This window comes from Flavobacterium sp. U410 (assembly GCF_053570605.1).
In genome coordinates, this window is sequence record NZ_JBSEFI010000014.1 from 64,101 (window position 1) to 88,205 (window position 24,105).

General features: G+C 30.2%; 26 protein-coding genes. 9 read left to right on the forward strand and 17 right to left on the reverse strand.

Translation table 11 applies throughout. The features are described from left to right. Positions 1-29: 29 nt before the first annotated feature. The 4 genes from ACUSJC_RS10495 to ACUSJC_RS10510 form a co-directional block, all read right to left on the reverse strand. Positions 30-902: an HlyD family secretion protein gene (locus ACUSJC_RS10495; RefSeq protein ID WP_449269517.1), complete on the reverse strand. Its 873-nt coding sequence runs from the start codon at positions 900-902 to the stop codon at positions 30-32. A 1-nt stretch (position 903) separates the two neighbouring features. Then, positions 904-2,154, reverse strand: a complete 1,251-nt coding sequence (locus ACUSJC_RS10500) for a TolC family protein (RefSeq protein WP_449269518.1) — start codon at positions 2,152-2,154, stop codon at positions 904-906. 3 nt (positions 2,155-2,157) lie between these two features. Further along, a complete protein-coding gene (locus ACUSJC_RS10505) occupies positions 2,158-2,769 on the reverse strand; it encodes a TetR/AcrR family transcriptional regulator (RefSeq protein WP_449269519.1) in 612 nt (203 codons plus the stop codon). Positions 2,770-2,896: 127 nt separating this feature from the next. Next, positions 2,897-4,150, reverse strand: a complete 1,254-nt coding sequence (locus ACUSJC_RS10510) for a site-specific integrase (protein ID WP_449269520.1) — start codon at positions 4,148-4,150, stop codon at positions 2,897-2,899. A 989-nt stretch (positions 4,151-5,139) separates the two neighbouring features. Here ACUSJC_RS10510 and ACUSJC_RS10515 point away from each other — a divergent pair. The 3 genes from ACUSJC_RS10515 to ACUSJC_RS10525 are packed head-to-tail and all read left to right on the forward strand — an operon-like array spanning position 5,140 to position 6,551. Further along, positions 5,140-5,901: a hypothetical protein gene (locus ACUSJC_RS10515; protein WP_449269521.1), complete on the forward strand. Its 762-nt coding sequence runs from the start codon at positions 5,140-5,142 to the stop codon at positions 5,899-5,901. A gap of 29 nt (positions 5,902-5,930) precedes the next feature. After that, a complete protein-coding gene (locus ACUSJC_RS10520) occupies positions 5,931-6,326 on the forward strand; it encodes a DUF5675 family protein (protein ID WP_449269522.1) in 396 nt (131 codons plus the stop codon). A gap of 9 nt (positions 6,327-6,335) precedes the next feature. After that, entirely contained in the window at positions 6,336-6,551 is a 216-nt protein-coding gene (locus ACUSJC_RS10525; RefSeq protein ID WP_026726201.1) for a hypothetical protein, read from the forward strand. A 231-nt stretch (positions 6,552-6,782) separates the two neighbouring features. Here the strand turns inward: ACUSJC_RS10525 and ACUSJC_RS10530 are convergent, their stop codons facing one another. From ACUSJC_RS10530 to ACUSJC_RS10550, 5 genes are all read right to left on the reverse strand, one after another. After that, a complete protein-coding gene (locus ACUSJC_RS10530; protein WP_449269523.1) occupies positions 6,783-7,802 on the reverse strand; it encodes an SMEK domain-containing protein in 1,020 nt (339 codons plus the stop codon). Between the two features lie 73 nt (positions 7,803-7,875). After that, entirely contained in the window at positions 7,876-8,055 is a 180-nt protein-coding gene (locus ACUSJC_RS10535) for a hypothetical protein (protein ID WP_077225240.1), read from the reverse strand. Between the two features lie 28 nt (positions 8,056-8,083). After that, positions 8,084-8,506 (reverse strand): DUF6943 family protein, encoded by a 423-nt coding sequence (locus tag ACUSJC_RS10540; RefSeq protein ID WP_449269524.1) that lies wholly within the window; start codon positions 8,504-8,506, stop codon positions 8,084-8,086. Between the two features lie 1,523 nt (positions 8,507-10,029). Beyond that, entirely contained in the window at positions 10,030-10,908 is an 879-nt protein-coding gene (locus tag ACUSJC_RS10545) for an ImmA/IrrE family metallo-endopeptidase (RefSeq protein WP_449269525.1), read from the reverse strand. Then, the gene (locus tag ACUSJC_RS10550; RefSeq protein WP_449269526.1) at positions 10,892-11,257 is read right to left on the reverse strand and encodes a helix-turn-helix domain-containing protein; all 366 of its coding nucleotides are present in this window, start codon (positions 11,255-11,257) and stop codon (positions 10,892-10,894) included. The genes ACUSJC_RS10545 and ACUSJC_RS10550 overlap by 17 nt, the downstream gene beginning before the upstream one ends. Positions 11,258-11,661: 404 nt before the next feature. On the opposite strand from ACUSJC_RS10550, the gene ACUSJC_RS10555 reads away from it, so the two are divergent. From ACUSJC_RS10555 to ACUSJC_RS10580, 6 genes are all read left to right on the forward strand, one after another. Then, the gene (locus ACUSJC_RS10555) at positions 11,662-12,357 is read left to right on the forward strand and encodes a multiubiquitin domain-containing protein (protein ID WP_449269527.1); all 696 of its coding nucleotides are present in this window, start codon (positions 11,662-11,664) and stop codon (positions 12,355-12,357) included. Continuing rightward, complete coding sequence (locus ACUSJC_RS10560; RefSeq protein ID WP_449269528.1) at positions 12,332-13,507, forward strand: ThiF family adenylyltransferase; 1,176 nt, start codon at positions 12,332-12,334, stop codon at positions 13,505-13,507. Before ACUSJC_RS10555 ends, ACUSJC_RS10560 begins: the two co-directional genes overlap by 26 nt. After that, positions 13,491-13,844, forward strand: coding sequence for a DUF6527 family protein (locus ACUSJC_RS10565; RefSeq protein WP_449269529.1), 354 nt, complete (start codon positions 13,491-13,493; stop codon positions 13,842-13,844). The genes ACUSJC_RS10560 and ACUSJC_RS10565 overlap by 17 nt, the downstream gene beginning before the upstream one ends. Before the next feature lie 42 nt (positions 13,845-13,886). After that, on the forward strand, positions 13,887-14,012 hold the full coding sequence (locus ACUSJC_RS10570) for a hypothetical protein (RefSeq protein WP_262891193.1): 126 nt from the start codon (positions 13,887-13,889) through the stop codon (positions 14,010-14,012). A 268-nt stretch (positions 14,013-14,280) separates the two neighbouring features. After that, positions 14,281-15,009, forward strand: coding sequence for a DUF6088 family protein (locus tag ACUSJC_RS10575; RefSeq protein ID WP_449269530.1), 729 nt, complete (start codon positions 14,281-14,283; stop codon positions 15,007-15,009). Further along, positions 15,009-16,001 (forward strand): nucleotidyl transferase AbiEii/AbiGii toxin family protein, encoded by a 993-nt coding sequence (locus ACUSJC_RS10580; protein WP_449269531.1) that lies wholly within the window; start codon positions 15,009-15,011, stop codon positions 15,999-16,001. Before ACUSJC_RS10575 ends, ACUSJC_RS10580 begins: the two co-directional genes overlap by 1 nt. A 66-nt stretch (positions 16,002-16,067) precedes the next feature. Here the strand turns inward: ACUSJC_RS10580 and herA are convergent, their stop codons facing one another. The 8 genes from herA to ACUSJC_RS10620 form a co-directional block, all read right to left on the reverse strand. Continuing rightward, positions 16,068-17,843: an anti-phage-associated helicase HerA gene (gene herA, locus ACUSJC_RS10585; RefSeq protein ID WP_449269532.1), complete on the reverse strand. Its 1,776-nt coding sequence runs from the start codon at positions 17,841-17,843 to the stop codon at positions 16,068-16,070. Beyond that, positions 17,843-19,060, reverse strand: coding sequence for a DUF4297 family anti-phage-associated protein (locus ACUSJC_RS10590; RefSeq protein ID WP_449269533.1), 1,218 nt, complete (start codon positions 19,058-19,060; stop codon positions 17,843-17,845). The genes herA and ACUSJC_RS10590 overlap by 1 nt, the downstream gene beginning before the upstream one ends. A gap of 126 nt (positions 19,061-19,186) precedes the next feature. Beyond that, positions 19,187-19,855, reverse strand: a complete 669-nt coding sequence (locus ACUSJC_RS10595; protein WP_449269534.1) for an ATPase — start codon at positions 19,853-19,855, stop codon at positions 19,187-19,189. After that, positions 19,785-20,660, reverse strand: coding sequence for a transcriptional regulator (locus ACUSJC_RS10600; protein WP_449269535.1), 876 nt, complete (start codon positions 20,658-20,660; stop codon positions 19,785-19,787). The genes ACUSJC_RS10595 and ACUSJC_RS10600 overlap by 71 nt, the downstream gene beginning before the upstream one ends. A gap of 92 nt (positions 20,661-20,752) precedes the next feature. Next, positions 20,753-21,040 (reverse strand): helix-turn-helix domain-containing protein, encoded by a 288-nt coding sequence (locus ACUSJC_RS10605; RefSeq protein WP_064715049.1) that lies wholly within the window; start codon positions 21,038-21,040, stop codon positions 20,753-20,755. A gap of 89 nt (positions 21,041-21,129) precedes the next feature. Continuing rightward, entirely contained in the window at positions 21,130-21,918 is a 789-nt protein-coding gene (locus ACUSJC_RS10610) for an RteC domain-containing protein (RefSeq protein ID WP_449269536.1), read from the reverse strand. A 141-nt stretch (positions 21,919-22,059) separates the two neighbouring features. After that, positions 22,060-22,896, reverse strand: coding sequence for an alpha/beta hydrolase family protein (locus tag ACUSJC_RS10615; protein ID WP_449269537.1), 837 nt, complete (start codon positions 22,894-22,896; stop codon positions 22,060-22,062). Positions 22,897-22,904: 8 nt separating this feature from the next. Beyond that, positions 22,905-24,095, reverse strand: coding sequence for a hypothetical protein (locus tag ACUSJC_RS10620; RefSeq protein WP_449269538.1), 1,191 nt, complete (start codon positions 24,093-24,095; stop codon positions 22,905-22,907). Between the last annotated feature and the right edge of the window lie 10 nt (positions 24,096-24,105).

The following is a 24,105-nucleotide window of genomic DNA, read 5'->3' on the forward strand; positions in this document are numbered from 1 at the left end:
TTTTAAGTTAGTATTTATTTTAAATTTTATTAAAATTTAACTTCTGCTGGCATTCCAATTTTCAATGCACCATCATTTTTTACGATAATTTTTACAGCATACACCAAATTGACTCTTTCCTCTTTTGTTTGAATGATTTTTGGTGTGAATTCTGCTGATGATGAAATCCATGAAATTTTTCCTTTATAGGGTTTTGTTCCATCTTTATCATCAATAGTTACGTTTACATCTTGCCCGACTTTTATGGATGCTAATTGGGTTTCACTAAAATAAACTCGCAGTGTCATTTCATTTAAATTTGCCATTTTATATAATGGTTTACCAAAAGCTGTGATTTCGTTTGGTTCGGCATATTTGGCCAAAACAGTACCAGAAATTGGATTGAAGATTTTTGATTTTTTTAATTGGTCGTTTATCTTTTCAATCTGAATTTCAATCGATTTAACTTCGTTAATAATTGGTGCATTTTGGGTTTCAACACTTTGCATTTGTTGCTTTAAAACACTTACTTTTCCGTTTACTTCATCTACTTGACGTTTTGTTGCAGCACTTTCAGCAAACATATTTTGAATTCTTTTTTGCTCAATTAAAGTCGTTTTTAATTGTTCGTTTAACACATTTCGTTGTGATAAAACATTAGTTGATTTAGAATAAATCGTATTTTTTGAAGCTAATAATTGTTGTTTATTCAAATACAATTGAGTGGTATCTATTTGTCCAACTAAAGCGTTTTCTTGTAAAAGATCTCCTTCTTCAAGTTTTAGAAATTCGATTTTTCCGTTTGCTTCAGATGAAATAGTTATTTCTGTAGCTTCAAAGTTTCCAAAAGCATCTGCTTCATTTTTGTCTTTGTTACAAGAAAATATCGCTAATAATGTAATATATAAAATACTTTTTTTCATCTTAATGGGTTCCTTTAATAGTTTGATAATTTATTTTAGCCAATTCTAATTGTGTTTGATGTACTTTTTGATTGGTTTTAGCATCAAAAAGTTGATTTAATTCTGAAACATATTCAGATGTTGTAATCACACCATTTCGCATTTGAGAATCGGAAGATTGAACAACTTTTTCCCGTAACAGAATAATTTGAGAATCTGTTTTAATAATGGTTTCTAGTTTAGAAATTTCAGATTGTAATTCGTTTAATTGCATTTGATTATTGGTTTCAAAAGTTTCTTTTTCAGTTGTAACAATTTCTTTTGCAATATCTAAAGCTTGTTTCTCCGATTTTGATTTATTCCAATCAAATACATTCCAATTCAATTTTAAACCTACAACATAAAAATCGTCAAATGAATTATTAAGCATGTTCAAACCTGGATTTCCATAACCTGCTTGTCCAAAAGCGTTTAATTTTGGTAAAATTGATTTTGAAACTACATTTTTTGAAGCATCTATTTGAGCTTGTTGCAATTCAAAAAATTTCATTTCAGGTCGAATTCCGTTTTTTTCTAAAGCAGAACTAGGTCTTTCTAAAACAGAGTTTTCTTTAATAGTTATTGAAGTTAAACCGGCTAAATTTTGAAGTTCTTTTATTCGTTGAAATGTATTTTCAGTTAATGCCTGTTCTAATTTTAACAATTCAGCTTCTAAAACTTGTTCAGATGAAGGCAACATAGCACCATTTTTTACACCTGATTTTACTTCTTTTATTTTTGAATGGATAGTGCTTTGTTTGGCTAATAATAATTCTCTTTGGTCTTGCCATAACAAAATCATCATGTATGAATAATTGATACGAGATTTAAGTTGATACAAATTAACAGCAACTAGTTGTTGCTGTGTAAGCATTTGAGCTTCTTTTAATTTGGTGTTTGCATTAATCATTCCTCCATTATAAAGTAATTGATTTACATCTAAAGTGGCTCTATATTGGTCTTTATTTATTGGTTCTACACCAGGTAAAGAAGTAGGTAATCCAATTACATCTGATTGATAAGTTGCCTGTGCGTTTATGTCTATTTTAGGTAATTTTGCTTTATTTAGAGCATCTATTTCAAACGTTGTTTTTTGTTGTAAAAAATTTGTTTGTTTAGCAATGGGATAATTTTTTTCTGCCAAAGCATAACATTCTTCAATCGTTAGTTTTTGTTGTGCATAAGAACTAATAGTTAAAATTAGAAGCAATATTGTTACTAAATTATTTTTCATAATTTAAATTTTTATTGAATTAATAATAAACTCCGATACTTCCGTTTTACGTTTTTTTAATAATTTCTTGTAGCTTTCTTTGTCCATATTCACAAGTGCCATTAATAGAGGTTCACCTATAAATGGAAAAATATTTAAGGATATAATATTAATAAACAATTGTTCTGCTTCAATTGGTTTAATAATGCCTTTATCTATCGCTTCATTAACCTGAATTTTAAATTTATCAATTGTAGGGAAGTTTTTTTCTGCACGAAGCTTTTGTATAAAATCAGGATTTTTACTTAACTCTTGTATTACAAAATTTGGCAAATAAGGATGTTTGATTACAAATGCGACATAATTCTCTGTAAATTTTCTTATTTTTTCAAATAAATCGGTGTCGTCATTCAACACTTTATTTAATTGAGGAGCTAACAATTTAAAAGCACTTTTAAAAACTGCCTCGAATAAAAGTTGTTTGCTTCTATAATAATAATGTAATAATGCCTTATTTATATTGGCTTTATCCGCAATTTCTTGCATTCTTGCTCCAGCCATTCCTTTCTGTAGGAAAACTTCCTTTGCTGCATTTAATATTTCAGTTTCAGTATTTTCTGATTCTTTATTATTCATAATGTTTAACTATCTGATTTAACTATCTGATTTAACTATTTGGTTAACAAATTTATTGAAAATATATTTATTAAACCTTATTTAAGATTTATTTAACATAAATCATTTATTTATATTTGATTAATATTCAACTAGAAATTACATTTTTATTTAATTGGCTATTATTTAGAACAGTGAATTTATCTTTTAAAATTTTCATATCATCGCTTACTTTTCTATCTAAAACCTTTGCATAATGTTGGGTAGTTCTTAAATTTTTATGTCCAAGCATTTTACTTACACTTTCAATTGGCACTCCATTTGTAAGCGTTACAGTTGTCGCAAATGTATGTCGGGCAATGTGAAAGGTTAATTCTTTTTCTATTTCACAAACAGCAGCAATTTCTTTTAAATAGGAATTCATTTTTTGATTGGATAGGATAGGAAGTAATTTTTCTTGATTATTACTTTGAGGATGGTTTTCATATTTATCAATTATCATCTGTGTAACTGGTAAGATTGGAATTTTAGAAGCACTTTCTGTTTTCTGTCTGTGTGTAAATATCCATTTCTCACCATCAATACCGAAGCTTATATGCGACTTTGTTAAGTTTTTGACATCTATGTAAGCCAGACCAGTAAAACAGCTAAAAAGAAATATATCGCGAACTAGTGAAAGTCTTTCTGTTTTAAATTCTTTTTCAATTATAGCTTGAACTTCCTCTTCAGATAAATAAACTCTTTCAACTTCTTTAACTTTTGATTTATAGTTTGCAAATGGGTTCTTGTCAAGCCAGTCATTGGCCAAACATATCTTGATAATTTTATTGAAGTTCTTGATGTATTTAACAGCTGTGTTATTCGCACAATTTCTAACACTTCTTAACCAGAATTCATAATCGGTTATAAAAGCGTGATCAATCTTGGTAATATCAATATCTGAAATATTATATTTCCATTGCATGAACTCAATAGTGTGTTTTAAAGAAGTGGTGTAACGTTCTAATGTTCCTGGTGCATATTCTTTACCTACCAATTCTTTTATTTTGTTGTTATGGTCTTGGAATATAGGAACTAACATTCTTTGACGTTCTTCGGTTCCGAGCAACTTATTTTTAAAGTTTTCAATTGATAATGTTTCATTACGATGGAGTAGTTCCATTTGAGCATCTAATACTTTAGATTTCATTAAATCAAGGTAGCTATTGATTGAACGAGCTTCTTCTGTTGTACCTTTCATTTTAGCTAATTCGCTTGACCATTTTGATTTTTCTACAAACTTTTTGGTGCTAAACTCTAAACGTTTACCATCGACTGTTAGTCTTACATAAATTGGAAGTAGTCCGTTTGAATTGGCTTTTGTGCTTTTAGCATAAAAGTGAAGTGTGATTTTTGTTTTCATTGTGGTGACCAATTAATTATTATTCAATTTAAATTTCTTCTTTAAATCAAACAAGATGTTTACTGACTGAACGAGTTATTGAACATGTCTTTGAACCTAATGTTTGCAGTTGTTGAGGTAATTTAGCGAGACCCTAATTTTTGAATTTTCTAGGGTCTCGATTTTATCTCGATTTAAATAAGATTGAATGAATAATTTGGTATGTCTGCAAAAGAAAAAACCCCGTAAATCATAAGATTTACAGGGTTTTGCTACCGTTTAGGATTTTTTCAGCGGAGAAAGAGGGATTTATTAAAGTCAAAAAACACTAGTAAAATCAATACTTCGCAAAGTATGTTGTTTAAGTGACTCCTCGACTGACTCCTCTTTTATAAGGCTACTAATATTCTAAATTCAAAGTACTCAAATATAAGCATAATTATTTGAATATTAAAGTATCAAGGCTAAAAATTGAACTAGTTACTTAAGTATTTATAGGTACTTTTATCGATTAAAATTTGTTTTTGTATTTCTTCAATTTTAACCAAAAATCAAATGAGTTACAAGTTCATATTCTATTCCAGTATATGTACAAAACTCTCGAATTGTTAGAAACTCATTTTCGAGTTTATTGAGGTCTTTTTTTATCTTTTGCATTAATCTAGTACTTTGACGATAACTCTTGCCTGTTATGCGCTGTATGTCCTTTGGATAGATGCAAACCCTCTGGCTATTTAATTTCATACTTTATCTATACCTTTGATATAGCTAAGCTATACTTCTGACGTGCAGAAAATTTTCTGCAATTTAATTATAATTTTTCACTTCATTTTATCTTTTATTTATGTTTATTTAAGACACTTGTGTCTGTTTTGGACATATGGTACACTTATGTTTTTTTCTTTAGCTAAATATTAAATAAACTTTGTTTAAATCATTCAAAAAGTGGTTGCAACCTGTTGATAGAATGAAGGAGATTTTAAATGATTGTTTAATTAAATTTTGAAGTTATGGCTAGACAGAAAGGCATAATTAAATTAAAAGGTACTATCGGTGGTATGACCTTTTATAAAACTTCTGCAGATGGACATTTGGTTCGTGAAAAAGGAGGTATTGAGAAAAGCAGAATTCAAAATGATCCTGCTTTTCAAAGAACGCGGGAAAATGGTTCTGAGTTTGGTAGAGCAGGAAAAGCTGGAAAGCTTTTGAGAACTGCTTTGAGACCATTATTGTTGAACTCTGCAGATAGCAGAATGGTAAGTCGTTTGACGCAGCGAATGGTTAAAGTTATTCAAGCGGATTTAGTGAGTGAAAGAGGTTTGAGAAACGTTATTGATGGAGAGGCTGAATTGTTGTTTGGTTTTGAATTCAATATTCGTGGAAAACTTGGTACAAGCTTGTTTGCTCCTTATATGGCAACTATTGACCGTGTTACTGGTGAAATTACTGTTGATTTAGCATCATTTATTCCAGCGAATATGATTGTGGCACCAAGTGGAACTACTCATTTTAAAATCATTTCTGGAGGTGCAGAAGTTGATTTTGAAGCTGAAACTTTCGTAGTATCTAGTTCTGAAACGGCTATTTTGCCTTGGGATGGAACTGCTACAGCTCCAATTAATCAAGTGAATGCCGTTACTGCTAACTCAACTAAGCCGTTGTTTTTGGCTTTAGGTGTTGAGTTCTATCAAGAGATTAATGGACAAATGTATTCGTTGAAAAATGGTGCATTCAACCCATTAGCGATTGCGAAAGTGGATAGCGGTGTTTAATCTCAAGTTAGAAATCAGGATTTAGAAGTATGATTTTGATTTTAACTAGAACTTATTTCCCTGAAGGAACAAATGGTAAACTCGAATGCGAAGGCAAATTGATTTGTAATACAATTGAATTGCCATGGAAGATGAACGAAACGAAGGTTTCTTGTGTTCCGGAAGGGAAATATTTTATTAGAAAGCGATACAGTGCAAAATACAAATGGCATTTAGAATTGGTGGATGTGCCAAATAGAAAGTTTATTCTATTTCATCCTGCTAATAATGCTCAAAAAGAATTACAAGGCTGTATTGCTCCTGTTACTAAACTTTCTGGACCTGGATTAGGTTTAATGTCAAGAAAAGCTTTTACAAAGCTAAAACACTTTGTTTACAAAGCTTTGGACAATAAAGAAAGTGTTGAATTAATTATCCAATCTTAAAAATAGATTATGAAAAAAATCATTAATAGAGCAAAAGCTCCCACACCAAAATTTTTCAAAGTGCTTCGAACTGTTGGGTTGGCATTAGCTGCCGTTGGTGGAACTATTTTAGCTGCTCCAATTGCTTTACCTGCGATTGTAACTACCATTGGTGGTTATGTTGCAGTAGCTGGAGGAGTTTTGTCAGCTGCAAGTCAGCTTACTACAACTGATGACAGCCAATAATCCCACATTGATGGGAACTGCTGGAGGCACATTTTTAAGTATTGTACCAAATCTTTCCTCTGATGATATTGCAAAAACGGTTATCTTAGCTACCGTTGGAGCCGTTGTCAGTTTTACGATTTCGTTACTACTTAAAAGCCTAAATAAGAAGCACAAAAAATAAGTTTAGCCCTAGTTGTGGTGACCTTTGGGTTAAACAAAATGAAAGCCAAGTCGTGAGACTTGGCTTTTTTATTCATCTAATATTGTAAAATCCATTGTATTGAAAACAGTTCTTATAGAAATTCCTTTATCTATGAACCAATATAACAAATGGTTAAGCATTTCATCTTTAATTTTAATAAAATATTGAGGTCTTTCACCAACTTCATCTTCATCTAGCTCAACTAGTTTCGCATTTTCTAATATATTTATTTCAACTAATACCTCTCTCTCACTCAAATTTAAAAACTTTTCAAGTGACTGAGGCAATATTTTTATTTTACCATCATCATTAAAATTGGCATCTTTTTTTACACCTTTATCAACAATGATTGCGATAAGTTCTCTTGTTACTCTTGGTACATAAGATAGATTTTCATATATGTTCAATACATCTTGGAAAGCATCTTTATAACCAGCATCTTCAATACTACATTCTAAGAATTTAACAGCATTTAATGGTGGTGAAGAAGGTTTTTTTTCTAAATAATTAAAGTATGAACTTTCAAAATTACCATTTTCATCTAAAGGTTCTAATTCTATTTTTACTTGTCTAAATTCTCTAACGAAAAGTGTATAAAGGCTTTCTAATTTTTGTATGTCAAGAACAACTATTTTTTGAAGTATATCATCAATATCAAAAACATTTTCTTCATGAGTAAAATTAATTTTTTGTGCATTGTCAACATGAATTGTGTAAGATGTTTGCTTTTCTCCAACTATAAAAACATAAAAATGATCATAATTTTCTTCATCATTGCTGATTATCTTTACTATAGTCTCATTTATTTTCGCAGAAGTTTTTTGGGATGTTATTTGATAAGCCTTTTTATTTTTTTTATCGCCTAAATCTAAGCCGGGAAAATTACTCCTAGTTTTATTTAAATTTTTTAAATTCAAATCAAAACAAATATTCAATACTTCCCTTATAAAGTCTTCGCAAAACTTTGTCAAATCAAATTGTCCTAGTCTATTTCTAGTTTCAATTTGATACTTCAGGCTAGAAAAATCATCAACTATTTTACCAATTATAATACCTCTTGTTATCATTACTTTTTTCACAAATTTAATGAATATTTATTGATGCCGAAAGCCAAGTCGCAAGACCTGGCTTTTTTGCTTTTTAGACTTCTCCAAATTGATTGAGTATCACCTCAACGACCACGACTTCGGAATTATACCAATACAAATCGTTGTATTTTGCATAATCTAGTGCTTTTGTTCTGCTGTCAAAAGCTCCAAAGAAAACTCTTGATGCTTTTGACTTCCAACTATCGGTTTGAAATAATAAAAATACACTCATAGAATTGATTTTAAGGATTAAAAATAAATTATCTGTTACTGTAACGATGCACGATAACTCTACGCATATCGTTGATTAAATTGATGTTTTCGTGAAATTGTTTTTCTTTTAGTTCCAAAAGTTTTAAAGCTTCAACATGCTTCAAATGTTCTTCGTGTTCATCCATTAAGAGCTTAGATTTTGGAAAAAACTCTTTTTTAAAATCATTAAGACGTAAAAACGAAATTACAGAACCAACTAAATGCTGGTGCCAAAATTTAGATTTCCACAAGCTATAAGCAATCCAGAAAATATTTTCGCAATCAGTTTCATTATCAAATATGATTACGAAACTGTTTGTGAATGGCTCATTTTGTGGTTTTCCGCTATTCATTCCTTTGTTTAAAACGAAAAAGTGCGGTTTGTTGTAAATTGTGTCTTTCTTGTGGGTTTTAACGATAAAATTCATCATGGCTTCGGATTTAAAAATTAGGGTTTCTTCTCAATTTCTGTTTAGTTTCTGATGAATGCAGGTGTGCCTCGCTACGCTCCGCCCATTAAAATTTTTCAAAAGAAAAAAAAGAAAAAAAGAAAGCCATTCGTCCAAGTGGAAGGTTTCAAAAAAGCAAGTTTTTCAGAAAAAATACTACCCGATACGTGATTGAATTCGGCAGCGTCTAATCGGAAATTAAATGTGTTTTGAAACGGTTTGGGTGGAGATTTTTTCTGAAACCCGAAGGGCTTGAACTTGCTTTTTTGAATACCTGTAACTTATCTTTGCTTCCTTTTTTTATTTATTTTTTTTTGAAATTTCCAATCAGATGTCCTTGTTTAATCGGATTTTATCTGAAGTATTGAAAGTTGATTTGAAAGATAGACGTCTTCGGAAAGGGTATCAAATTCTTTGGATGGATGAATAAACCAAATCAGAAAATAAAAAAGCTATTCATCCGGCCAAAGAATTTGATACTCTTTCGTTTGCAAGTGTTTATTGTTTTTTATTGGTCAAACGTAATGGCCTTTTTTATTGGAATTGTTCTTAGTGACCATTTCTTGGATTTGATTTTTGTGGATGCCTATAAGTCAGTTGGCAGTCGCAGTATTCAGTTAGCAGAAAAATGTCTTATGAAAATGTGAAGCATCTTCAAAAAACAATGCATTATACTACCGAGTGCGATGTGGCAGTAGCGCAAGTAAGGGTATCATTTTTTATTTGCTTTTTGGGATGTTTCTGATTGCTTTAGTGGAAAAGCTGATGCCTGAAATTCAGTTGACAGTCAAAGCGTTCAGTATGCAGCTGATTATCTTAAAAAACGGTATGGCATCAGCTTTTCCGTTGGAGCAATTACTGCTTGTTTTCTGGCAAATAAAAATGATACTCTTACTGGGAGTTTTGGTTTTGTGGGTAATAAAATGGCTTTTACCATCGGCAAATTAACTGAAATTGAAAGCCATTTTATTACTTACAAAAGCAATGAAAATACTTCCTATTAAAACACAAAGCTGATAAAAACAGTTACCGTGAACGTTCATAAAAGAGATGGTAACCGAAAATATTCCTATGAAATGGTGAACGTTGTTAAAGACAGTGGCGAAGGACGGTGTTTTTTGTAGCTGGGTGATGCGATGGGAGCTGCAAAAAATGTTGTCCTGGAGCCACTGGCAAGCGCGTTGGGTGAGCGGCTTTTTTACATAATGTTATTATAGGGCATTGAAAAACAAAAAAAACAATAACTACGCTTTTAATGCCCTATAATGCCACATTATGTAAAGAAGCTTTGGAAAAAAAATTACTGGCATGAGTTGCGAAGCGTACGTGTTTTTGTTTTGTGCGTTGGGCAAGCTCTTTGGCTGATGGCGTGCAGGATTTTTCAATTTACGTATAATTTTCTTGCCATCAGGCAAAGTGCTTGAAGAGCGTTGGGACAAAAACCATGACAGTAATTTTTTTGGAGCGTTGGGAAGGAGTGGCAACTGGAAACTAAATTAGTAAACTTATATAATGATTTTATTTCTTGTTGGTTTACTTTCACCTTTTGGGAATATTAAAACGAATGCATTGAATGTATTATCAAAATAATGATAATTAAATTCTACATTGCCATTTAAAGTTTTTAATGTAATTTTTCCATTTGTTTTCCATTTTTTTCTAAGAAAACAATGGTCTTTAATAAACTCCCATTTATAACCAAAATTTTCAGGCCAATCAATGGAGCCAAATGTGCTTAAAAAAGATGATGAGTGAAATGCGTTTCTAAATTCACCTTTTGGAACCTTTCCTTTTGATGATAAATTTTGAAGTACAAGTAATGAACATCTAAACTTCGAATTTTCCACGTACCATCTAAAAGTAGCATGAGCCGATGCTCCAAAATGATTTGACAAGAGCATTACAGAAGGCATTCCTAATTCATATTTTTTGACTTCATTTTCAAATCTATCATTTTGAAAAAGTGTAACTGATGCAAAATAGTTTGCTTCAATTTCAAATTCTTCTTGAGTATCGGCATCAAGTGTTTCATCATCATCAAGAAATTCAATAATTTTACTTTGCCATGGCAAAACATTATGACCTGTTTCATGAAGTTTAACAAAACCTAATCTGCTACTCCTTTGTTCCATGTCAAGATAAATTAGTTTTTCAGATCTATCCAAAAAACCACGAATTTTCGATAACCCTGACTTTAATGCATCGGTAAATAAAAAACTTTTGTATTTTTTTTCTAAAGACTTTAAATCAATTCCACCTGCAATGATCAATTCAGAATGATTAACAATGTTATCTATGGGAGTTGGAAAGACATCTAATGATTTAGAAGCTTTTAAAATTTCAAAAGAAATATTTTCAATGTCTTTTTTAGAATGTAGCGTCATTACCCTTCTTATATTTTAAGAATTTAATAAAATCTACAATTTCCCTTTCCTCATCTTCTGAAAGTTTGTCCTTGTAAAATGCGATTTCTCGTTCTAATAATGATTGTTGTTTTATAACTTCAGAATTCTCGTTTTTTTCAATAATCCCAGAAGCATAAAGTAAAACATTTAAATCGATTTTGTAGACGTTAGCTAGTTTATAAAGTATACTAGCTGAAGGTTTCTTAATTTTATCATTCTCTAATTGACTTAAATAAGCATTAGATATACCAGTTGCGATTTCAACATCCCGAAGAGTAAGGGAAACATTTTCACGCGTACTTTTTAATGTTTTGCCTAGAGTTTCCATGATTAAATTTTTTACAAAGATACTAATTTATTAATTATATCAAATATGATATTAAATTTAATTAGAAAATTTTATCAAAACACTTGCTAAGTAAATTTAGATTATGTAGATTTGCATTGTTTTAGTATCATATGGTTAATAAATTTTTAAATGAGATAGCTGATAAATAAAAAAAACCCAATCGAACTTGGCGGTACGGATTGGGTTATAGGGAATTAAGTTGCGTGACTTTAAAATACTTAGGCTTATCACCTCAGTATCCCTCTATTTTGTTGTGTAAAACTACTATGTTTTTTGAGAAAAACAAATTTTTTAGCAACAAAACCGCTTGAAACTCAAATCTCCAAGAGTTTTTAAAGGATTAGGAGTGTTAAAATATTTTAAAAATTAAAAAGCAAAGTATCATGAATACACAAAAAGACGGTCATGATGACCACGGAAAAAGACCTTCGTTAGAATTAATTATTGAAGGCAAAAAGTTTGAATGGTTTGAGCAGTTTATCACCGGAAAACAACTAAAAGAATTGAGAGGACTTCCTCTTGATTGTGAATTATTTTTAGATATAGTAGAACCTTGGAAAGATGACGCTATATTGAACGACGAAACTGTTGATTTGGCAAGACCAGGAATTGAGCAATTTTACATCAAGCAGAAATTAAAGTATTCTATTGATGGGAAAAACTTTGAAACTGATAAGCAGTATATTAAAGGTTCTCAGATTAGAAGACAGGGAAACATAGCAGCTGATTTCCAAATCTATTTGGATAATAAACAACCATGGGAAGACGATTTAATTGAAGACGATGAAATCGTAGATTTAGCTAGACCTGGCAAAGAAAAATTCTATTCTAAAAAGGAAATTACTGAATTTATTATCATTGTTAACGGCAGAGAAAAGCAATGGAACCAAAAAACAATAAGTTTTAAACAAGTTGTTGAATTGGCATTTGGAAATTATCAAGAAAATCCAAACACTGTTTATACTGTAACTTATGCTAAAGGACCTCATCAAAATCCTGAAGGTAGTATGGTTAAAGGTGATAAAGTTTTTGTAACTAATAAAATGGTTTTCAATGTTACAGCAACTAATAAATCATAGTCCCGACCTTAAAAGGTTACAAGATGAAGGTTATGAACTTGAGGTTAAAGGTGGATATTTACTTATCCACCATATACCTTATGTAACCCATCTTAGAGAAGTTAAATATGGTATTTTGGTTAGTGAATTGTCGTTGGCTAATAGTCAAAGAACTATTAAACCGAGTACGCACGTAATTAATTTCATAGGCGAATATCCATGCAATGCCGATGGTAGTATTATAACAGCTATTCAACATTCCAATCAACAAAATCTTGGTCATGGGATTGTGATTAATTTTTCTTTTTCTAACAAACCACAAAATGGTTATGCAGATTATTATGAAAAAGTATCTACTTATGGAACAATTATTAGTTCGCCTGCAAAAAGTATTGATCCGTTAGTTACTGAAAAAACTTTTAGGATTAGAGAAATCGCAATTGATACAGATGTTTTTCAATATATTGATACTAATTCCGGAAGAGCGAAAATTAATCTTATTAATGAAAAAGTTAAAGGACAAAAAATCGCCATCATTGGATTAGGTGGCACCGGAGCTTACATTCTGGATTTACTTTCAAAAACTCCTGTGAGTGAAATTCATCTTTATGATGGTGATGTGTTTTCACAACATAATGCATTTCGTTCTCCTGGAGCTGCAGGAAAGGAAGATTTAGATACAGTACCGTCAAAGGTTGACTATTACTTTAATCAGTATTCAAAAATTCATCAAAAGATTACTGCACATCATAATTATGTTTCAAAAGATAATATGAAAGAACTATCAACGATGTCTTTTGTGTTTATATGTATTGATAATGATGTTTCAAGAAAGTTGATTATTCAATTTTTGTTAAAAAGCAATATTCCATTTATTGATGTTGGACTTGGAGTAAATGCGGTTGATGATACTCTAATTGGAACAGTTAGAGTGACAACTGGAACTCATGAAAAGAATAATCATTTAGTTGATAGAATTCCTTTTGTTGATGAAGGTAATAACGATTATAACACTAATATTCAAATTGCGGAGTTAAATTGTTTGAATGCTGTTTTAGCAGTAATTAAATGGAAAAAAATGTGTGGTTTCTATCAAGATTTGCGAGAAGAGCATCACAGTACTTATTCTATTAATGTTAATCAATTGACGAGTGATGAAGTTACAGCATAAGTTTGTAGAGTTTATCCCAGAAGTATTGGAAGATGGAATATTATATATTTCGCTTACTTATTGTACGGCCATACATAAATGTGTGTGTGGCTGTAACAATGAGGTTGTTACACCATTTTCACCAACTGATTGGAAAATGATGTTTGATGGAGAAACTATTAGTTTATCTCCCTCTATTGGCAATTGGAATTTTGCATGTCAATCACATTATTTTATTAGAAAAAGTAAGATCGAATTTGCTAGAATTTGGTCCTCAGATGAAATAAATGATGGAGTAAAAAAAGACGAAAAGAAAAAGAAAGGCTTCTTTTTTAAAAGAAAAAAGAAGAGAAAATAAATTTTAATTAAATTTGTAAGTAACTATCTAAAAAACAAAATTATGGCACTTAAAACTGGACCGAAAAGAATAGCAAAATCAACTGGAAAACCAGACCAACGTCAGCGTGATAATAAAGACACGCCAGGTAATACACCTTCATTAAAACCGCCAAAAAAGAAATCCTAATGCAATTTATGGTTTTACTGAATTACAAAAAAGACAGGTTACATTAATCTGTCTTTTTTGTTTATAAATGGAATTAGCGAAATGAAGCAAACGGCAGCACTGGCTTTAGGAATACTTGGACTAAAGACGGTTTTTGTGCAGAAATATATAGATAATTGTAAAGGTGCAATTAATGATTATTATATAGATTGTAATGTAGGTAATATGTCAGGTAAAGTATAGAAAAAACTTGACATTTAAAATAAAATAGTTATCTTTGTTGCTGAGTATGAAAGTAACAGATAAAATAGTAGCTAAAATAAACCGAATAGATACAGGAGATGTATTCGGATATGATACTCTTGGATTAACTTCAGATGAAATTATTGCTGGTTCTAAAGCCTTAAGTAGATTAGTTGATAAAGGAGTTATTAAAAGAGCTAGAAAAGGTTATTATTATAAACCTAAAGTTTCCGTATTTGGTGAACAAAAACCTAGAGAAGATGTTTTGCTTTCGCTTTATTTGTTTGAGAAAAACAAACAAGTTGCCTATATTACCGGAACGAGATTGTATAATAGATTGGGTTTAACTACACAAGTTCCTAGTTCTATACGAGTAGCATCCTTGGACAAACAAGTTAAAGGTAAAGTAGGTAATGTTGTAATTAAGCCAGCGAAGAGTTATGTGAAAGTAACTGCTGATACTATTAAATATTTAGAGTTATTGGATGTTATTAAAGATTTGAATACTATTCCGGACTTGCAAAAAAGTGATGGGCTTGTTTATTTAAAAAAGACTATTTATAATTTTGATACGACTGAAATAAAAAAACTGGTAACTTATGGAGTTGCTTATCCTCCAAAAGTTAGAGCTTTGCTTGGTGCTCTTTTGGAAGCAATGAATGTTGACACAGCCAACCTTTCTTTATTGAAAAAATCAATAAATCCTTCGAGTAATTATGACTATGGAATTACTCCTAAAATGCTTTCGACTGTTAACTCCTGGAATATAGTATAATGAAATTACATTTAGAGAAAGACAATTTTGAAGGTGCTATTGTAGCTGCTGCTGACTATTTTGAAATTCCTGAGATTTTTATTGAAAAAGATTATTGGGTTACTTATGCTTTGCATCAACTTTTTCATTCGGATGTAAAAGATTTGATTGTTTTTAAAGGTGGTACTTCTTTATCAAAATGCTATAGTGTTATTCAACGATTTTCTGAAGACATTGATATTGTTGTTGTAAAAAATGAAGGAGATAGCGGAAATGCTTTAAGAGAAAGATTAAAGAGTGTTACCAATGTAATTGATAATTCTATCCTAGATGTTGTGCCAGATGACCCAAACACAAATAAAAAAGGCAGCATTAGAAAAATAATTTATTCCTTTCCAAAAGTTGGTGTAAAAGGAACTTATGGCGAAGTAAGAGAAAATATTGCATTGGAAGTTTCTCATATGGGTAATACTGAACCCAATGTTGTAAAACCCATTAGGACCTTAATTGCCGATTATATCAAAACAACTGCCACGATTGAATTAATTGCTCAATTTGGATTAGAAGATTTTGAAGTTAAGGCATTAGCTATTGAACGTACTTTTTGTGAGAAGATAATTAGTTTGGTTCGATTTTCTTATACTGAAAACCCACTTGAAGATTTATCTAGCAAAGTTCGTCATACTTATGATTTAACACTGTTGTTGAAGCTTGATATTATCAAGGACTTTGTTAATTCAGGTTTATTTGACACCATGTTATTACAAGTTGCCAAAGATGATGACAAAGCAATACCTAACGATAAAAATTGGCTTTACAACCACCCAAAGGATGCACTACTATTTAGTGAAACTGAAATGGTTTGGAGTACTTTGAAAAAGGTTTACTCTGGCTCAAAATTCAATGAACTCCTTATTGGTAAAACGAAACCACCCACTGAAAATGAGGTTTTTAAAACTTTAGTATTTCTTTCTAAACGAATTGAAGGAATTGAGTGGGATGTTAGGATTTAACTACTATAAACTAAAAATCATATAATAAACTTGATTATTTTCTCATATGATTTTTAGTTTAATTTCTTATTTATACCATTCCTCTTTAATTTTGTAAATATCCATATCTTTCCATTCCTCTTTCCATAATTCCCAATAAGGAATATCATTTGAAGAAGGCTCATTTTTACATCTATCAATTTGAACAATCGATGGCAGAATTACAGATTCCCCAATTAACAAAGCTTCACCTTGTTTTAACGATGGCATTTTTTCAATTAATGAACCTAAACTATCAGGAAGTAATTTTTTGACATAACCTTGGTCAACTGGATTGGTCAATCTCATCGCAATGAAATTATTACATTGTGAAAATATAGTTTCTGATATTTCAGATGGTCTTTGACTTGCTAATAACAAAGTAACTCCATATTTTCTGCCCTCTTTCGCAATTCTTTCAATTGATTTTTTTGAAGATCTATATTTTACTAAATCGCTATTGGGAACATATTTATGTGCTTCCTCATAAACTAAAAGTATTGGAATGTCATTATTGATTTTTTCATTTGGATTAATGTTGTTTCTCAATCTTTTGTATATATAACCATATTCAAATACAATTCTTGAAATTAAAGAAACGGTAATACTTAATACTTCAAAAGGAACTCCGCTTAAATCAATTACTGTAACATTGGAATTTGAATTATATCCTAAAATATTTTTCAATGTATCTTCGAAAGAAATCTCTTTTGATTCTTCACCAAATAAGAAAGTTAAACGGTCTTGATTTATCTTTTCTTGAAATCTTACAAAAAACTTATCTAAAGTACCTTCCGCATAATCTCCTTTAGTTACATTCTGATTTTTAGTTGGATGAAATTGAAACTCTTCATTAAAATATTTATCTATTCTCTGTTCTTCATTTAGTAATATTCCAGTATCAACAGTTGTACTACTATCATTACAAGTATAAGAATCATCAACTATCATATATCGATTTGAACTTTTAGAATTTTTTGTTTCATTCTTTAAGTTATATAAAGCATTTTGAACTTCATTTATGTCAAAAAATAAAGGAGAATCGTAAAATATCTTTGTTTTATCAGGATTGTGCTTTTTCTTGTTTTCGGTAACCAATTTTCTAAAAACTGAAGATTGATTATAATTATCTCTCTCTCCAGTATCTAGAAGCACTTCTTCTAGTTCATCACTATTTAGTAACCAATATGGCAATTTTAAATTCTCAATATCAATAAAATTAGCATCTGGAAAAGCTGATTTATATTCGGAATGGATATCAAAAATTATTACGTGTGAATTATTTAAACTAAAATCTCCGCTTTTAGAATTTACAGCCGTTTGTATGATAGTAGATAATGTATGAGATTTACCAGAACCTGTAGAACCGACTATTGCAATATGCTTATTAAAAAATTTATTGCCATTTACTGGAATTCTAATGTTTGCATTTGAAGATAATGAACAAAAAGTAAATTGTTCTTTATCTTCTACCGATTCGATATAAATTTTCTTGATTTCCTCTTCTGTTGCTGGTTCGACTTTTTTGGGAGGAATGGTTAAATCGTCACCACCTCTTGTAAATTTACCATTTTTTATTATTCCTAACGGACTTGCTTCGATAATATGTGTTCTAACAGCTTCATTATTTTTCTCTGAAACATCAATCGAGAAATTTTCAATAATTGCCATTAATATAGCATTATCATTTCCATAAATTTTAAGATAGGATCCAACTCTTAAAGATTCGTTGGCTATCCTGAAATCTTCCAGTTTGTCAACCTTGATTTTTACTTTGTTTGGAAATACTGCAATTACTTCCGCATTTAATTTATCTTCTGTCATTAGATTATATTTTTGATATCGTTAATTTCTTCTATTTGAATTTGTAAATGCTTGATACTTGCATTTGAGGTTGAAAAATATGGAGTGTCGTAATAGAAATGATAAACTTCTTTGGTTTTTGATATTTCATTAAAAACTGATTCGATGTGTTTTAAATCATCTATAATTTTAATTTTAATTCCATTATGAAAAGTGGCTTTTTCTATAATTGATTTTGGGTTGAAGCTTGAACCGTTAAAATCAAAACCATCTTTAAATTTAAAATTCTCACTAATAAGTTCCGTTTTTAATTCAACTAATTCAGAATTTGGCAATCCAAATATGTGTATATATGGACAAAAAGAATCTGGATTTGTTCTAGAAAGTTGAGAATATTTTTTATTAATCAAATGTATTGTAGATTTTAAATCACTCCGTAAATAATTGCTTGAATTCACTTCTATTAGAAAAAATCTTTCAAATGGAGAACTATTGTAATCACTAAAATATTTAGACCTAATATCAGATAGTAATTTCTTTTTGCCTTTATATTGAACAAACCATTTATGAAAAAGTACTTGTTTAGAATTGATTTGAGTTAAAAAATCTTTTTTAGAAATCTTTCGATTGGCTATATCATCCTCCTTAGCAAGATTGCTTATGATTTTCAAAGCGTTGTTATAGTAGAAGTTTTCAGCTTCAAAATCATCACAATTAAAATTATTCTGATTTTTCAAAGAAGTGAATATCTCTTTAAGTTGATCCTCATAAGATTTTGCATTAATATCAATTTCCAAAGTTTCTAAAAATAATATTAAGTTTTCATCACTTAATTTTAATTCTTCGTAATGTTTATACTCAACTTTTTCTTTTTTGTAAGTGAGCAAATTTGACTTTAAGAAATCTAATGTAATTGTAGAAGGAAATTTTTCGTGCCCCGATTTAAAGTGACCAAAATATAAATACTTTATTTTTTTCTCTTTACCATTTAAAACCTCTTTGAAATGATTTAGCATTAAACGTATTGGTTTGGCAATGACGGAATGATTATATTCAATTTTAGAATGGTATTTGCATTGTATAGCTGTTTCTTCAGTTGCATTTTTTATATTAACATCCTCAATACCCTCAACTATAATTTCGTAGGTATCATCTTCTAATTGTAACAATTTGAGTATTGCTAGGTCAAATTGATAAAAATATCCTTTAATTGTATCAGTTGCTGTTCTGTCTGTCATCTATTTTGGAATTGGAGATTGCTTTCACACAATATTTCAATTTATTTTCAATAAATTTTATTTACCAAAATATAAAATAATTCCTAATGATTTGTTTTGTTTGTTTTTGAATTGTTAACCAAGTTATTAAGACCTTTTATCTGTAACATTCCTTTCAAAACTTATCAAATTTACCATCTCTCTTAATCTTGAGCGAACTCGGTTGCCGTAATATTTTTCTATTTCTGTAGCTGATAGGTTTGTGGTTATGTGGGTTAGGAGTTTTTTTGAAATGAATAGATCATATCTACTTAATAGAATTTCTGCCATGACATTACATTCGTTGCCGAAATATTTTAGATTGTTTTCTGTTCCTAAATCGTCAAAGCAATATGTTTTTGGTTCGGATTGATAGATTTTGCCATTACTGTATTTGTGGATTATTTGGTAGCCGTCCTGGATGAATTCAAAGCTAATGTCTCTGCAGGGTTTTACGAAAAACTTGTGTTCTGTGGCTGTTAGGTATTTCATTAAATTCATCAATGAAGTTTTTCCGCAGCCAATTGGTCCGGTTAATAGAATTCCCTTGTTGAGGTTTATTCCATATTGAAAACACGTAGGCTCGTCTTTTAAAAAATATGCGATTAGTTTGTAAACTATTGGATAATCGGTTTCAAGGATTTTGAAATGATTGCCGTATAGTTCAATTCCTTTGTTTTCTAACCAAATAATTACCTCTTCATAGCTATAATGGCTCTGAATAATCTTTGTCGGTTGTAGTGTTGAGTTGTTTTGATCTGTTTGGTTGTTCTGCATTTGAAATGAATTTTGGTGCGTTAATCATCCAATTTTGTGCTGCTGCTTGCCAATCGACCATTGGTGTTTTGCCACCGACTAACCAACCGACACTTTTGAAGTAGTTGAAGAATTTTTGAGCTTCTTGTTCCGGAAAGTTATTTTCTTGGAAATAGGTTTTGACTTCTTCGATTGTTGGATTGAGTTCCTTCGACTGCGCTCGGGATGACAAATCGGAATTCTCAAATTCCTCTTTCTTTTTTTCGCGCAACTTTTTTTCTTTCTCATCTTCGGTTTCATTTTTTAAAACTGAATTATTTATTTCTTCAAAATTTTTTGTTAGCGTTTCCAAGTTTGAAACGTTTTTATCGTTTAAAATGTTTGTATTGTTTATATAGTTTATAGAAGGTACTACTGCTTGTTCAGTACCTGTTTCACTACTAGTACAAGACTTGTTCAAAGCTTGTTCAGAAACAAGTTCATTAAGTGGTTCATTTTTTGGTTTTCTGTCGGATTTTGGTAGCGGTTTTAAATCTTCTGAAAAGTTGAATAAAATAACATGACTTCCTTTGAATGGATTGTATGATGGTTCGTAATTGATATAACCCAAACTATGCAAGTTCTTCAGACATTTGTGATAGGTTGCTTTGGAACTGATTTTGCTTATTCGCATTACCTCATCGCGATTGATACTTATGGGATTTTTGAAGCGGTTGCAGTTCCAAAATTGGAATAAGGCTATGTATAAGCTAACGTGTGTTGGATTAAGTGTTTTGTCTATGGCTACTCTTTCGAAGAAACCAGTTAAGTGCTTGATATAATTCATTTGGAAGTATTAAGATTGGAGTATTAAGTATTAAGACTTTGACTAAGATTATGAGATACCTCGACTGCGCTCGGTATGACAAAAAAGGCATATTACTTAAAAAGAGTAGGTAGAGCGTTTACTTTATTTCCATTTAATAGCTTATCAATATCTGAATTGTCATAATACATTATGCCACCTATTTTGGTATAGGTTAGTGTTCCGTTGATGCGGAGATTTTGCAAAGTACCTGGAGAAATGTTTAATAGTTTACGGACTTCATTGGATTTTAGCCACTGTTTTGTTTGTTGAGGTTTTGATTGAATGATTTCTTTTAAATCATTCAAAAGAAGACTTCTGAATTCGTTTAAGTCTTCGCGAGTGATAACTTCGATTGCCATAACGTATGTTTTAGATTGTTATGGTACAAAATTGTGAAGTTTGGATTGTTTTATTTCACAACGGAGTTTGTGTTGTGAACGATTTTTGCTTAAATGATTTCATCCGATTTTTCCATTCGTTTTAATAAGGCTTCATTTAAAGTTGTAATGAATTTTGATTTTTCACTCTTTCTTGCCCTAATTTCAAGGAATACACGACGGTATTGTCCTAAATCGATATCGAAAGTATGTTCAAAATAATCGGCAATATCTTTTAAATCGGCAGCCCCATTATTGAAAACACCTTCAGTATGTAAAGCATACATTAATTCAATTAAAGCTACTTTTGAGCCTGTCCACATTAATTTCACGTTGGGTTTGCGTTGTGATTTATCCCCAAGGTCTTTATTCTCTATCATAATCAACTGGTCTTCGAGGTATAATTGTATTAAATCGTTTGCTAGAATTCTAGCCACTTTGAAATCATGCGAGGTTGAGAAAGTTGTGTCAGTTTCAAAGTAATAGCTGTCTAAAGCTAGTTTTATATCGTATTTCCCTCTAAGGAAATATTTATAATCTAGATATGAACTACCAGAACGGTAATATTTATAAAAATCTAATTCGTTATCAAAATAGGCTTTTAGCTTTTGTAATTCGTTATTATAATACTTTTTTAAAATACGATTTCCACCATTCGGTCTTTTCATTTCGATTTTATATACCATGTTGTAGTAGATTAATTTTGAAGTGAACTGAGGTTTTACTTCTTTAAAAAAATGTATTTCTTCGGTATTTGTTTTGAAATTACTTTTGATAATACTCTTTTTTAAATTTGCAATTGAAGTTATGATAATTTCGATTGCTTTTTCACATTTGGTTATTGTATTATCGATTTCCAAGTCTATAAAATTTAGCTGTTCATTAAGATTAGAAAGTAATATGACTATTTTATTATTCAAGTCTTAGTAAAATTTAATTTATTACCTCTATCCTTTCATTATGCCAAGTATAGTCAAGTAACTTCAATATTTTTTCAAAGTTTATTTTTCAATTTCATTAAACAATAACTGCCATAAATTAGACCGAAATTTACTGCTAAAAAAACCAAAGTGTCCTATAACATTTGTGTTGTAATCATTTGGTTTTAAATGAAGTTTGCTTATTTCAGCATTTTCATATTTTAATGTAAACCAATCAACGGCTTTCTTGGGCGCGTAAAAATCATTTTCTATGCTGATTGCTAGTATTTTTGTAGATATATTTTTGAAAAATAAGTCATTCATGGAAACTTCATCAAAAAGATAATTTGGCTTCTTACCCCAACTATTCCATTGCTTTGCAACATTTTTTGGAAGGTTTTCCATACCATTTATTTTCTTTGAAGGCATATAACCAAAAATGTTTATGAGGATAGGAAAAAGTAGATGCCAATTCAACCACATTTTTAATTTGCCATTTCCATTCCATAACTTCCAATAACCACTTTGTGTAGCAATCAAAATTATTTTTTGAACTTGTGATGATGATTTTGCCAAGCCAATAAGTTGCCCGCCAATGCTATGTCCAAGTACTGTTGTTTTTGCATTTGGGTAATTTTCTTTTGTGTATTTGATAATAGCTTCTAAATCATTTTTTCCCCAATCCGAAGCATTATTTGTCACTTGTTTTATTGGTTTTTTGAGAGAAAGTCCTATTCCTGAATAATCAAATGTGATTACGGTAACACCATTAGCCGATATAAAATCTGCAAATTTTTTATAGAAACTTTGTTTTACTCCAGTTGCAGAAGCAATAATAAGTATAGTGTTTTTATCAGCTTCGTAAATTGAAGCTGTTACAAAATCTCCATAGTTTGTTTTAATTTCTAATTGAACCATTTTGAGATTTATTTAATTTTTATATCAAATTCACTGATAATCTTGTAATCTTTATTCTTAATAATTACTTTATAGATTCCTTTTTCTAGTATGAGGTTTTTTTCCTCATTTTCATTTAATATTTCTATTAAATCTGCTGGAACTCCATTTTGTTCAAACTCATTTTGTCGGTATGCAAAAACTAAAGCTGGATATTCTGAAATTTTAGATTTAGGGATACTATATTCTTTTCTTTTACCATTTAATAGTAACCATTCAGGTCTATTATTAATATAATTAGTTATGGGATGAATTATTCTACAATCAACTTGATCATTAGTTTGACTTCCATTAAATATTTTGCCACTTTTATCATTCACCATAATAATTGGTGTTTTAGGATTTAATATAGAGATATATGGGCTTGAAAACTTAACATCTCCTTTTTCTGAAAATGCAACTTGGTCGATTGTAAATGGGTCAATATTTGTTTTTTCTTTTAATCTTCCAGCCATAGCTTTTTCCCAACTTTTGTTTCCTGGTATACCTTCAATAACATGGTCGTAACCACAATGTATCAGAAATTTTGAGTTAGGATTTTCTTTAATTAATTTACCTATATTTTCTGCTTGACCAATTTCTCTTTCTTTACCATTAGAGCCATCATTTGGTTCGTACTCAAATAATGTAAATCCAATTTTTATTGCTTCTTTTAACAAATTAGCCATCTGTGGTTCTTTGGTATAATAACCGCTTTCTAAAATTGGAAATTTTCTAACATTTATTAAAGTATCCGAAAGTGCTTCTAAACCAAAGAAACGATATCCGTTATTGTATAAACCTTTTAAAAGAGAAGTAGTAAAAACTCTGTGTCTTATGTTATGATGGGCTTCATTTATTATTATTATCTTTTCATCTTTTGAACGATTTATGATATATTTTTTTGCATCTTGCTTTTTAAATGAATTAAAATATAAACTATCTTCTTTGCTGATTTTTCTAATTCCTGCTCCATTTTTATCCCATGTTTCAAGAGCTTTTTTGTAATATTCACTTATGGAGTAATTGGTAGCTCCTAATTGATATTTCCATGATAATGTGTCTTTTTCTATATTTGTCTCAATATCTTTAGAAAACAGGTATGTTTCTTCAATTTTATTTTGTGCTGAAATTTCGATTGTAAGAATTAATAAGATAGTTACTAAAAGCATTTGCTTCATGATTATTTCT

Coding starts and splice junctions, on each gene's coding strand:
- ACUSJC_RS10600 (WP_449269535.1), bottom strand. CDS start 20,660: ATGAATTATATCAAGCACTTAACTGGTTTCTTCGAAAGAGTAGCCATA.
- ACUSJC_RS10580 (WP_449269531.1), top strand. CDS start 15,009: ATGAAATTACATTTAGAGAAAGACAATTTTGAAGGTGCTATTGTAGCT.
- ACUSJC_RS10575 (WP_449269530.1), top strand. CDS start 14,281: ATGAAAGTAACAGATAAAATAGTAGCTAAAATAAACCGAATAGATACA.
- ACUSJC_RS10505 (WP_449269519.1), bottom strand. CDS start 2,769: ATGAATAATAAAGAATCAGAAAATACTGAAACTGAAATATTAAATGCA.
- ACUSJC_RS10500 (WP_449269518.1), bottom strand. CDS start 2,154: ATGAAAAATAATTTAGTAACAATATTGCTTCTAATTTTAACTATTAGT.
- ACUSJC_RS10525 (WP_026726201.1), top strand. CDS start 6,336: ATGAAAAAAATCATTAATAGAGCAAAAGCTCCCACACCAAAATTTTTC.
- ACUSJC_RS10570 (WP_262891193.1), top strand. CDS start 13,887: ATGGCACTTAAAACTGGACCGAAAAGAATAGCAAAATCAACTGGAAAA.
- ACUSJC_RS10560 (WP_449269528.1), top strand. CDS start 12,332: ATGTTACAGCAACTAATAAATCATAGTCCCGACCTTAAAAGGTTACAA.
- ACUSJC_RS10540 (WP_449269524.1), bottom strand. CDS start 8,506: ATGATGAATTTTATCGTTAAAACCCACAAGAAAGACACAATTTACAAC.
- ACUSJC_RS10535 (WP_077225240.1), bottom strand. CDS start 8,055: ATGAGTGTATTTTTATTATTTCAAACCGATAGTTGGAAGTCAAAAGCA.
- ACUSJC_RS10495 (WP_449269517.1), bottom strand. CDS start 902: ATGAAAAAAAGTATTTTATATATTACATTATTAGCGATATTTTCTTGT.
- ACUSJC_RS10515 (WP_449269521.1), top strand. CDS start 5,140: ATGGCTAGACAGAAAGGCATAATTAAATTAAAAGGTACTATCGGTGGT.
- ACUSJC_RS10520 (WP_449269522.1), top strand. CDS start 5,931: ATGATTTTGATTTTAACTAGAACTTATTTCCCTGAAGGAACAAATGGT.
- ACUSJC_RS10555 (WP_449269527.1), top strand. CDS start 11,662: ATGAATACACAAAAAGACGGTCATGATGACCACGGAAAAAGACCTTCG.
- ACUSJC_RS10550 (WP_449269526.1), bottom strand. CDS start 11,257: ATGGAAACTCTAGGCAAAACATTAAAAAGTACGCGTGAAAATGTTTCC.
- ACUSJC_RS10565 (WP_449269529.1), top strand. CDS start 13,491: ATGAAGTTACAGCATAAGTTTGTAGAGTTTATCCCAGAAGTATTGGAA.
- ACUSJC_RS10615 (WP_449269537.1), bottom strand. CDS start 22,896: ATGGTTCAATTAGAAATTAAAACAAACTATGGAGATTTTGTAACAGCT.
- ACUSJC_RS10530 (WP_449269523.1), bottom strand. CDS start 7,802: ATGATAACAAGAGGTATTATAATTGGTAAAATAGTTGATGATTTTTCT.
- ACUSJC_RS10545 (WP_449269525.1), bottom strand. CDS start 10,908: ATGACGCTACATTCTAAAAAAGACATTGAAAATATTTCTTTTGAAATT.
- ACUSJC_RS10620 (WP_449269538.1), bottom strand. CDS start 24,095: ATGAAGCAAATGCTTTTAGTAACTATCTTATTAATTCTTACAATCGAA.
- ACUSJC_RS10510 (WP_449269520.1), bottom strand. CDS start 4,150: ATGAAAACAAAAATCACACTTCACTTTTATGCTAAAAGCACAAAAGCC.
- ACUSJC_RS10605 (WP_064715049.1), bottom strand. CDS start 21,040: ATGGCAATCGAAGTTATCACTCGCGAAGACTTAAACGAATTCAGAAGT.
- ACUSJC_RS10590 (WP_449269533.1), bottom strand. CDS start 19,060: ATGACAGACAGAACAGCAACTGATACAATTAAAGGATATTTTTATCAA.
- herA (WP_449269532.1), bottom strand. CDS start 17,843: ATGACAGAAGATAAATTAAATGCGGAAGTAATTGCAGTATTTCCAAAC.
- ACUSJC_RS10595 (WP_449269534.1), bottom strand. CDS start 19,855: ATGCAGAACAACCAAACAGATCAAAACAACTCAACACTACAACCGACA.